Genomic DNA, 11,895 nt, shown 5'->3' on the forward strand with positions numbered 1-11,895 from the left:
ATGACCCGAAAAATACTGGTAACCATCACCATGTTGTTGAGCATTTGCTATGTGTTTGGTGCCGATGGCGATTATGCGGTAAGTAATATACCTGAAGCATTATTGAAAGACGCGCATGTGGTAAAACGGATGGAAGATATCCGGTTTGAGGTGCTGGACCTTGGAAGATCACGTTTATATCATAAATATGCGTTAACCGTTCTTAATGAAAACGGTGATAAATACGCTGTAGAAGTTGTGGGCTATGATAAGCTGCGGGAGTTTAAAAGCATGGAAGGTAATTTATATGACGCCAACGGAAAGAAAATCAGGAGTCTTAAAAAAAGCGAGATCAAGGATTTAAGCGCTACGGATGATATTAGCCTTATGGATGATAATCGCATTAAAGTACATGGTTTTTTTCACCGGCTTTATCCTTATACCATCGAATATGAAATTGTAGTACAGTACAATTATAATATGTTTTTTCCCGCATGGTCTCCTTTGGGCGGCGAAAATATGTCGGTAATGCAAAGCGCTATGACACTGGTTGTTCCCTCAGATTTTGCCATCCGGTACAAAGCGTTTAATTACAAGACTGTGCCTGATAAAAAAACGGAAAAAGGACGGGACACCTACCGCTGGGAATTGAATAACCTGGAAGCTATCCAGTTAGAGTACGCTTCGCCAAACTGGAGCGATATTATGCCTGTAGTGTATTTAGGTCCTGTTCAGTTTGAGTTCGAAAAATACACAGGAGATATGTCATCCTGGGAAGGCCTGGGAAAATTTATTTTTACTTTAAACCAGGGTCGGGATAAACTCCCCGATAATGTAAAGCAAACCGTTCACCAGCTTACCGATGGTATGAACAATGATAAAGAAAAAGTGCTGAAGCTGTACGATTACCTGCAACAGAATACCCGCTATATCAGCGTGCAACTGGGCATTGGAGGCTGGCAAACGTTCGATGCCACGTATGTAGCACAAAGAAAATACGGCGACTGTAAGGCACTGTCCAATTACATGTTTTCGTTGCTCAAAGAAGCGGGTATAAAATCGCATTACACACTTATTAAGAATGGTAACGGGCAACCACATTTTCTCGAAGATTTTCCGAGCAGCCAGTTTAATCACATTATCTTATGTGTACCCTTAAAAGCAGATACCATGTGGCTGGAATGTACGAGCCAAACAGTGGCGCCCGGCTATTTAGGCGGAAGCAATGCCAACCGGCCAGTGCTGCTGATAGATGAAGATGGAGGCAAACTGGTAAAAACACCCCGGTATGGGATTGATCAAAACCTTCAGATCAGAAAAGCATCCGGTAAGCTTTCTGAAAATGGTGAATTAAATGTAGAGATCAATACACATTATACAGCAGTACAGCAGGATTACCTGCATGGTATGATCCACCAGTTATCGAAAGACAAGCAACTGGAATACTTGAAAAAAAATATAGACCTGCCACATTATGATGTTGCAAAATTTGAATACAAAGAAAGTAAGACGGCAATCCCGGCAATAGATGAACATCTCGAATTAAATGCTTTAAACTATGCTTCTGTTACTGGAAAGCGGTTATTCATTAATCCTAATATCATAACCCGGTCATCTGTGAAGCTCAAATCAGATGATAAAAGGAAATATCCTGTTTCGCTGAATTTTGAATACCGGGATATTGATACTACTGTTATCGAAATTCCAGCCGGTTATCAGGTAGAAAACATGCCTGCCCCTGTAAAAATAGAAAGCAAATTTGGTACGTACATTGCTTCTGTAGATGTTCAGGCAGATAAGATGATATATTACCGGAGTATTGAAAAGTTCAGCGGCCGGTTTCCCCCTTCTGATTATAATGAATTGGTGAAGTTTTATGACCAGTTGTATAAGGCCGACAGAAGCAGGGTAGTGCTGGTAAAGAAAGAAGGGTAGGGGGAATGGAAATTTTATTGTTTGGAATGATATGATTTATTCAGGGGTAAAGACCAGGTGCATTACAATTCACCCGGTCTTTAGCGTCAATTATGTGCGTTTACAACTGTACGGCAATGAATTTTGATTCCGGAGTTCCACTTTGCGGGATCCTTCCAATAGCCGACCAGCCTGAATTAAGCTCAACCAGAGCAAAATTAATAAAACCTTTAAGGCTGCCTAAAGTGCTTTTCTTTATTGAAAATTCAATGATATTTTTACCGCTGACAGGCTTGATGGCTGAAAAAATCATTTCAGCGTCAAATGAAGAAACAGTGTTGAAAACCCAGTCGGCAGGTGCGCCTGAATGTACATATACGCTACCCCATCCGGGTGAAGCTGCCGGACCTTCTAATAAATAATCCATACCTGAACCCGCCGGATAATCTCCAACGCTATAGCCTGTAGCAGGATTGTTGTCTGTATCAATGAACATATCAATCAGCTCCAGTTTCATATCCGGGGTGCCTTCTACATAAAAATTAATATCCTGCGCGGTGGTAAATGCTTTTATGGCTCGTATGGTACCTCCGAAATTTTCATCGTTTACGTGAACATAATCCACGTATTCCCAGTCAGAAAAATCTCCGTCAATTCTGATATTGGGCCCGATTATCGTTACGGTATCCGTAAAAACGCTGGTTTGATCTCCATTGGTAGCGGTTAAGGAAACAAGGAAATCACCTTTTTGTGAAAAAATATGCTGGGGCGATTTCAGGGTTGAGCTGTCTCCCGTCTTATCGCCAAAATCCCAGTGATATGTTTTGGCGCCCGAGGAAAAATTAGTGAAGGTTACCCTGAAGCCATCGGCTACATAGCTGAATACCGATTTAAGGTTACTGTCAGTCTTATCTTTTTTGCAGGCGGAAACGGTAATGAACAGGAACAATACGCCTGATAAATACACGATATTTTTTTTCATAATTATTAAGTTTTGGAACAGGTTAATCGGAACTTACGCTGCTCATCCATTTTTTATGTTTAATTGCAGGTTCAAATTATTCATACCATTATTATCTTCAGTCCATACATTGGTATTGGCTAATCTTACCGAATATTCCTTTCTTATTCTCAGGTTATCCGCCTGGTCTGCTATCCGTAAACAGAGGTCATAATTTCCTTCGGGTAATCCTGCCAGGCTGATGGTTTCGCTGATAGCCAGTGTGCCGGCAGGTTTGCAGGCGCGGATATCTGCAGCCAGTGGTTTTTCATAATAGTCACCGGTAGCTTTGTTCTTTAGAATAAGAGAGGCATTTTTTTTATTGTATAAAGGTGCATATCCTTTGTTGGTGATATTGATGCTAATGGATATACTGCTGTTGGCTGTTGCCTGTTGTGGAAATTTTGCATCTGTTAACGCCAGCCTGTATCCTAAATACGTCTGAAATTCATCAAAGCAACCGGAGGCTTTCCATGCATTAATGGTGGCAGGATACCAGTCTAAATTCAGGTAAGTCCATTTTAATAATTTCATTTCCTTTCTTCCCTCCGCGCAGGTAGGATCATATCCGCCGGTAGGGGGGCAGGTTTCTCCGCCTGTAGGAACAAACAATGCTTCATCACTTATATATTTTTTTTCCGCATCAATATTATTATAAGTGCCGTAGTCTGTACCGCCCGATAAAAAGCAATCATTATGGTGTCCTACTCTTGCGCGGCTGTCGCTGGTGTATGCAATGGCGGCAGTTACCGGCGCCGTATTGTCAAATATCTGCTGTTTAACCGATGGTGTTCTTACCTGCACCATAATTTCCGGCGGCAAAACGCTCAGTATTTTGTTCAATACTTTTCTCTCGTTCTCTATTGTTGCAAGACCATTGCTGGAACTATGCCATTCGCCCCAGGCGCCAATAAAGCCCGCCTGCATAAAAGCGATCACATCTTTATTGTTTTCAAAAACGGGTTTCAACTGATCGAGGTGCTGCTCAATAACGGCATAAGGGGCATCGGTTCCTTCCATGTCATCTGTATAGGCAAAACGCAGTATGATTTTCAAGCCCGCATCTCTTATTTTATTCATATCTTCCTGTATCAAAGAAAGTTGGGCATTGCTGATCGCCTGCTCTTTAAACGCATCGAGATAATATACCCGTAAAATCATCGAAACGTTCTGGTTCCTTAAGATGCCAAGCTGGGTAATATTTAATGACGCTCCTTCTGCATAAACGCTCATCGTTTTAATAAAGCCTCTTTCCGGGTTAGGAAAAATGGCGTTCGATATTTCATACTTTACACTATCGTCAACAGGGTCATCACCCGCTTCTGTTCTTTTGCAGCCCAGGAAGCAGCACAACAGCAGCATGCCGGAAATTATTTTATATAATTCGTTTGTACGCATAATTATTTTTTTGTTTGAACAGGGAGGATTTTTGTTTACTGGTATCCCGGGTTCTGGAGAAACATGCCTTTACCTTCGCTTACTGTTTGCAGTGAGAAAGGGAATACTACCTTATTGGGATTGGTGTAAGTTGATTGTGTTACTTCCTGGCAACGACTTACAAATTTTCCATGCCGGATAAGATCCGCCCTGTATTGCCCGTTCTCGCACCAGAACTCATGGCTTCTTTCCAGCAAAATCAGGTCATTAAAGGCTTCTGTAGAACTGTAGTCTGCAAGGTTCTTGTCTCCGAGGCCTGCTCTTCTTCTTACTACGTTTACCAGTTCCATAGCTTCCGCATCCGGCGTGCCCGCATTGGCGATAGCTTCTGCTTTTGATAAAAGCACATCGGGATAGCGGTACATCACAATATCTACCGTGGTGAGGCTGGTAGTTCTTGCCGCATCTTCATTTATTTTTAAGGGTATGGGCCCTCTGTCTAATATGTCTCCCGGGTTACTGCGGTTGTACGTAATGCCATTGCTGCCGGTATACTCTGCAATCAGCATTTGTTTTCTTTTGTCATTCACCTCAAACCTGTCGTAAAACCACCAGGTACTTGATATGGTGCCCCAGCCGCCCTGGGGAAGATAATTAGAGGGCAGCACCATCAGTTGCCATTGGTTTTCACTGGTGCCGATGTAGTCGCAGGGAATAGCCCATATAACTTCTTTGCTGTTCTTGGCGCCTTCCAGGTCCCATATTCCGGCATAATTGTCGTCAAGTGTATAAGCGTTATAAGCGATAATGTCATCGCATAATGTTTTTACCTTGTCCCATTTTTTTTCGTGGAGGTTCAGCCTGATATTAATCATTTTGGCCAATGCTTTATTGAACCTCCCATAATCGGCATCCTTAGGCAGCGGCAGATCAGCGGCCGCGGCCACAAGATCGTCTTCAATAAAAGCCACCATTTCATCATTGCTCAGCCTTGCCAGGGGTTCTTCCTTCAATGGATTCTGTAAGGCTTCTAACGGTGCAATTACCAGTGGGCCGTACAGGTCAAACAACGTATAGGCTAGTAATCCCCTGGCGCAGCGCACTTCCGCTATGGCCTTTCTTTTCAAATCATCGCTTACAGTTGACCGTGAGATGAGGTCAATGGTGATGGTCATCCGGCTGATCTTATTGTAAAAGTCATCATAATAGCGGGTGAAGCCCGTGCTGGCCGGTATAAAATTATGCAGGGAGGCTAAGTTCTGGTCGCCGTATTTGCCAAATAAAATTTCAGTTGTGGCATCGCTGAGGAACATCACGCCCCGTTCCGATGTAGAAAAGATGCCATCACCCCAGGAGCCGCGCAACGGGTAGTAACAGGCATTCACCATGGCTTCCAGGTCGGAAGCCGATTTGGGAAAGATATTGGGATTGATCTCGGAATAATCAATAGGCACCAGATCCTTTGTACAACTGTTTGCCAGGAATGCAAACGGCAGCAGGATGATAATAATATATTTTTTCATACCTTATGGATTAAAGTAAAATTTAAAAATTGAGGTTAAGTCCTATGGTGTAGGTCCTGATATACGGATAGGCGGCAGTATAGGAATCGGTTTCCGGATCCACCCCTGTATAGGGACTAATCACAAAAAGGTTCTGTACATCTGCATGAATACGTGCCGAACTGAATACCTTGCTGAAAATTTTTTGCGGCAGGTTATAGCCCAGCGAAATGTTCTGAAGCCGTATAAACCAGGCGTCCTGAACAAAAAAATCACCGATGCCATAAGGAGACCATCCGTAAAAAGAGCTGGGATGTGTGGCAGATGGATTTTCAGGTGTCCATCTTTCCTTTACTATCCGCAAAGCATTGTAACCGTTAGAATAAACCCCTGCGGCGCTTACGCCATAGGTAGTATAATTGGGATCGGCAAAACGACGGCCGAATAATGCATTGAAATCAAAATTGAGGCTGAAATTTTTATAAATAAAAATATTGGTAATGCCTGCCATTAAGCTTGGATCGGAAGTGCCCATAAGCCTTGTATCTGCATCATCAATTATTCCATCGGGCTTACCCGTGCGCACAAATCTTCCATTGGCATCTACAACCGGGTTGCCGTTGGCATCCCTGTCAAATCCATTAATATCCATCATCTTTATCATGCCGGGTTTTAGCTCCGGCTGTGATTCAGGAGCTTGTTCACCTACCTGCATGATGCCATCTGCTACCCGGCTGTATACCGCTCTTATAGGGTCGTTGGCGCTTTCATACACCGTAGGTTTCCAGTCCGGCGCTCTTTCTAACCAGGTATCTTTATAACGGGCAAGCGCAAACATCGTTCTCCACTGGAAATTTGCGGATTGTATATTGCGTGTATTAACGGTTATTTCAAAACCCCTGCTTCGTGTTTTGCCTATATTGGCAATAATGGTATTTACTTCCTGGTAAGAGTTCAATGATTTGGTATCTAACAAATCAGATATCACATTGTTATATATTTCAATAGAGCCATCTACTTTGCCGCCAAACAAAGCGAAGTCTACACCCAGGTTAGCGCCGGTGGTAGTTTCCCATTTAAGATCAGGGTTTTCCAGCCGGGATAAGGAAACACCAATAAGCCTTACATCATTGCCTGATAGCCATGCCGGGTAAGCGGAGTAGGCTGCAAAAGCATTACTGTTAATGGTGGCGTTACCGGTTTGTCCGTAGCTTAGCCTGATCTTAAGCTGGGAAACCGTGTTTTTTAACGCGGCAAAAAAAGGTTCTTCTGCTACATTCCATGCCAGTGCGGCGGATGGGAAAGTACCCCATTTATTATTCGCTGCAAAAACACTGGCGCCATCTGTACGTACAGTAACCGTAGCATAATAGCGGCTCTTATAATTATAATTTAACCTGCCGAAATAAGAGGCGATCATATTTTTAGAACCCGATGAACTGGTGGGCAACTGAATGCTTCCCGCGCCGAGGTTATTCCATAAAAACGCATCTGTAATAAAGCCTGTGGCGCCTTCACTGCTAAAATTAGTAACGAACCTTTGCTGGGAAACGCCGGCAAGCAGATCAAACCGGTGAGCTTCGTTAATTTGTTTTGTATAGTTGGCGGTAGCTTCCAGCAAATAAGAATTATTATCCGAATTGGATATAAAAGCCCTGCCATGTTCCAGTTGTCCGTGAAGGGTAGTAGTGGGTAAATAGTTTTGTCTTTTGGTAATGCCCCTGTCTATACCCGCTTTCAGCTTAACGGTTAAATCCTGAACCGGCATAATATCAATAAAGAAGTTTCCCAGCAGCCTTTCAATCCTTCCCTGGTCGCTTATGGTCAATAGCGAGTAGGGGTTGGGTTGCAAAGCCAATTGCGGGTTCAGGGGGTAATTCCCGTCTTCATCTATAGCGGGAATATGCGGCCCCTGCTGTATGGCAGCCCGTATGATCCCCGAATTTTCGTACTGGTCGCTGCCCAGTTGTGTGTTCTGGTTATCAATTCTGCTGGCGGTTAAATTAATGCCTGTTTTTACGTATTTATTTATTTCCTGGTCAATATTTGCTCTTACCGAATATCTTTTGAAGGACGAATTTTTTATAATCCCTTTCTGATCATAGTAATTACCTGATATGAGGTATTTGGTGTACCGGGTGCCGCCGGAGAGTGAAATATTGTGCTGCATAGTGGCGCCGTCTCTTGTTACCAGGTCAAACCAGTCCGTACCACGTCCTACATTATTAATAGCGTTTTGGGTATATAATTTTCTAAAGGGCCCGTTTACCGGGTTAGCTTCAGCTTCTTCCTGCGTTTTGGTACCATAAGGGTATACATTATTATCAAACTGCCACTGTTCCCAGGCGGCTTCATTGCGTACCTGCATCCATTCATTTAAGGGAAGCACGTCAAAAGGATTATTGTATTTCTGAACGGAGTAGTTGCCGGAGTACTGCACCCTCAACGCGCCTTCATTGCCTCTTTTTGTGGTAATAAGAATTACGCCGTTTGCCGCCCGTGAACCATAAATGGAAGTGGCGCTTGCGTCTTTCAATACTTCTATGGATTCAATATCATTGGGATTAAATGAATTGAGTATGCTTTGTGTTCCGGCCTGGTACCTGCCACCACTTTCGGGTTGCTCCAGGTCGGTGATAGGAAATCCATCCACCACAAACAACGGGGCATTGCTCGCGTTTACCGAACCGGCGCCCCGCACTAATATATCAATGCCGCCGCCTGGCTGGGCGCTGTTCTGGCGGATAGTAAGTCCCGCCACTTTCCCTTTCAGCATGTTGCCGATTTCAGGCCCGGAAGAAAGCACCAGGTCTTTTGTTTTTACGGATGAAACAGCGCCGGTAACATCTCTTTTCCGCTGTGTGCCGTAACCGATCACTACAACTTCTTCTGTTTGTTTGTCGACAGCTTTTAAGGTAACATTTACGGTGGAGCGGGTTCCTGAAACCGCCACCTCAACCGTTTCATAGCCTATAAACGAAATTACAAGGGTGCCCGATTCATCGGGGATCTGGAGTAAAAATTCACCCTTCGCATTGGTGGTAGTTCCCCTGTAGCTACCCTTTAATTTTACGGAAGCGCCTTCTAATGGCAAAGCGGGGTCATCTCCCGATAACACGGTTCCTTTAATGTCTACAGGCGGAGGCGCCGGCAGAGATGCAGGTTGTTCAGGAGCAGGCGCGGGGGATATAACAATAAACTTATCCCTGATGGTGTAAGAAAGGAGCTGGTTTTTGAAGACCAGTGACAGTACTTCTTCCAGGCTGGAGTTGGTAACGTCTACGTCTATCCGGGCAGCCTTTGCTATTTCCGATTTGCCATAAATAACATGATAATCTGTTTGCTTTGTAATTTCCTTCAGCACCCTTTCAAGGGTAACATGCTTCATTTTGAGCGTTACACCCTGGGAATATCCTTTTGCATTTACCTGCAGGAAACAGGTCAATAACAAAATAATAGTCAGTTTCATAACTAAGCAGAGTTTTAGTATTGCCGGGTTATAGTTAAAGAACCTGCACCTCAGTGCTTGGCGATAAGCAGTTAATCGCATAGCTTTGTTTTGTTTAGGTTATTAAAAAATGGTCTGTCTCCTGATTTTGACTGTTTAACATCAGCCTTAACATGTTGCCGGAAGTGCTTCCAACGCTTCCGGTTTTTTTAGGCTATGTTGTTTTTAATATTTATTTCATTTCTATTGTTTAAACTTTGCAGGTTACTCATGCCGGTTAGGCTGAAACGAATTAGCGTGTTACAGTTACCGTTTTTCCTTCAATAGTAAAATGTACCTGTTTGGTTAATTCCAGTAATTCAAGCAGCTTGGAGAGGTTAACGTTCCTGGGTATTTCTGCAACAAAGGTTTCATCAATTTTGTCTTTGTACACTACTTCTACGCCGTACCAGCGTGCTGCCTGTTTCATTATCGTTATTATGTCTGCTCCGTTATAGCGGAATAAACCATCTTTCCAGGCAAGTGTTTCTTCCATATCGGGGTTGCTTATTAATGTTAAATGATCGTTTTTATCCTGCCGTGCCTGCTGCCCCGGATGTAACAGCATAATATTATTTCCACTGGCAACTTTTACCGATCCCTCTGCCAGCGTTGTTTTTACGGCATCTTCATTATCGTATGCATTCACATTAAAATGCGTTCCCAGTACCTCAATCACCTGTTCCTTTACTTTTACTTTAAAAGGCATTGCGGTATTTTTCTTTACTTCAAAATACACTTCACCTGTAATGGATACATTCCTTTCCTTTCCGGTAAAAGCAACGGGATAAGTAACAGACGATGCTGCATTTAACCATACTTCTGTTCCGTCGGGCAACATGAGCCGGTATTGACCTCCTGTTGGTGTGCTCATGGTGTTGTATACAACTTTGCGTGGTGCAGCAGCATTTTCATACACCAGCTTTCCATTACCGAGCTTTGTAATTTTAGCATTACCCTGGCTTGCCACCACGCCGTTTGATACACTATCCAGGATTATTTTGCTCCCGTCTGAAAGGGTTAAGATGGCATAATTTCCGCCGGGAGTTACATCCTGTTTATATACCTCCTCCGCATTATCTGCAATAGCCACTGCATGTTTACGGTTGATAAAAAACCATGTAGTGGCGCCCGTAAGCACCACAAGAAATATCGCTGCAATGCGGAGCCAATAGCTACCTATGGTACGTATACCGCGCCGGGGGGCGATATGTGCATCACTGTTTTTTTCAGATGATGCCACGATAGCATTAAAATATGCATCCGCTTCCTCCTGTGTTAATGCTTCCCCGGGTGTAAACGAATGCCATGCTTCTTCCAGCCAGTCAGCAAGCATTTCGTTATTATTCATTTCCGCTATCATCGCAAAAAGCGCTTCCTTTTCCGATGGAGAGCAGGTTTTCGATAAATGCTTTTTCAATAAAAAGAGAAACCTTTCTTTTTGCATATATATTGCTCAATTTAAAGCTGCGTTTTTCAACCGGGAAGAAATGCTGTTACCGCAAAGCAGCAAATGCGTTAGCAATTTGCCTGCCCCTTATGTTTGATAGACAATTGGCAAAAGAAAAGGGAGTAGTGCCGGGAAAAAATTATTGTGGGAGATTAAAAATCAAAGAAATCACCGTTATGGATATGGTGGTTTTTTTTTCCAGCAGGCTGCGGATGGAACGGGAAGCCTCTGCTATATGCTTTTTCACTGTTAATGGAGAAATATTCAGGTGCCTGGCTATTTCCCTGCTTTTTAAACCCTGCTCCCACCTTAGCCGGTATACTAATTTTTGCCGGGGAGGTAATTGTTCCATAGCTTCCTGCAAAGCTTTCCGGGTGTCAAGGAAATCGAGGGTTTCACTCGTATTGTTTACCTGCCTGTTTGCAGTAAAGCCTATTTCGGCAAGGATGGAAGTTTCGAGAGACAACCTGCGCAATCCGTTAATTGTTTTGTTTTTTGCCAGTTTAAACAGCCATGCGCTGAAACACTGAACATCCTTCATTTCTTCTCTGCTAACCCATATTTTTGCAAATACTTCCTGTAATACATCTTCAGCTATTTGCCTCGATCCGGTTATACGCAGCACATAAAAGAAAAGCTTATCCCGGTAGCGGTCATATAATACACGAAAAGCGTTTTCATCACCATCGGCTAACTGGTGTAACAAATATGTTTCATTTATTGAAATGCTGCCGCTCACACCGTTCGTTTTGGGTAATACTAAAATGACAATTAATTCATCTAAACTACGGAAAAATAACGGTGGTTCCTACTAAAAACTGCGCAATCGTATGCATGAATTTTGCTTTTCAACAGCGCAATCTTCTTTTCTATATGGGGGCTGGTGGCCGGGACCGGGTGTCGAATGCAATTTGAATTTGAAACCGATCTGTGTATATTTTATAATCCCTTCATGCCATCCCTGTTTTTATCCTGTTAAGCTCTTCCATTTTCAAACGCTCACATTCCCACTGTTTCACGCCAGGCCCGCAGCGGAGCAAAGACGCAACGCAAAACAGTTGTTGCTTCCACATTTCCATATTTTCACGTTAGCCCGCGGTCTGACGCTTCTTTCGTCGCGTACCGACCGCTTCATTTTCAAATTTTCAAATAGGATTAGGTATTTTATTCTCAAATAGCTTTTAGT

General features: G+C 43.3%; 7 protein-coding genes. 1 reads left to right on the forward strand and 6 read right to left on the reverse strand.

Translation table 11 applies throughout. The features are described from left to right. Complete coding sequence (locus PLE34_RS18240) at positions 1 to 1,914, forward strand: DUF3857 domain-containing transglutaminase family protein (protein ID WP_324559232.1); 1,914 nt, start codon at positions 1 to 3, stop codon at positions 1,912 to 1,914. Between the two features lie 100 nt (positions 1,915 to 2,014). Here PLE34_RS18240 and PLE34_RS18245 read toward each other — a convergent pair whose 3' ends face one another. From PLE34_RS18245 to PLE34_RS18270, 6 genes are all read right to left on the reverse strand, one after another. Continuing rightward, entirely contained in the window at positions 2,015 to 2,875 is an 861-nt protein-coding gene (locus PLE34_RS18245; protein ID WP_324559233.1) for a PKD domain-containing protein, read from the reverse strand. 42 nt (positions 2,876 to 2,917) lie between these two features. Further along, positions 2,918 to 4,291 carry a DUF4832 domain-containing protein gene (locus PLE34_RS18250; RefSeq protein ID WP_324559234.1) on the reverse strand — a complete coding sequence of 458 codons (1,374 nt, stop codon included), beginning with the start codon at positions 4,289 to 4,291 and terminating at the stop codon, positions 2,918 to 2,920. Positions 4,292 to 4,326: 35 nt separating this feature from the next. Continuing rightward, positions 4,327 to 5,793, reverse strand: a complete 1,467-nt coding sequence (locus tag PLE34_RS18255) for a RagB/SusD family nutrient uptake outer membrane protein (RefSeq protein WP_324559235.1) — start codon at positions 5,791 to 5,793, stop codon at positions 4,327 to 4,329. A 22-nt stretch (positions 5,794 to 5,815) separates the two neighbouring features. Then, a complete protein-coding gene (locus PLE34_RS18260; RefSeq protein ID WP_324559236.1) occupies positions 5,816 to 9,241 on the reverse strand; it encodes a TonB-dependent receptor in 3,426 nt (1,141 codons plus the stop codon). A gap of 271 nt (positions 9,242 to 9,512) precedes the next feature. After that, the gene (locus PLE34_RS18265; RefSeq protein WP_324559237.1) at positions 9,513 to 10,706 is read right to left on the reverse strand and encodes a FecR family protein; all 1,194 of its coding nucleotides are present in this window, start codon (positions 10,704 to 10,706) and stop codon (positions 9,513 to 9,515) included. Positions 10,707 to 10,848: 142 nt separating this feature from the next. Then, positions 10,849 to 11,448 (reverse strand): RNA polymerase sigma factor, encoded by a 600-nt coding sequence (locus tag PLE34_RS18270; RefSeq protein WP_324559238.1) that lies wholly within the window; start codon positions 11,446 to 11,448, stop codon positions 10,849 to 10,851. Positions 11,449 to 11,895: the final 447 nt, after the last annotated feature.

Source organism: Agriterribacter sp., from assembly GCF_035445465.1.
In the GTDB taxonomy this organism is placed as follows: domain Bacteria; phylum Bacteroidota; class Bacteroidia; order Chitinophagales; family Chitinophagaceae; genus Agriterribacter.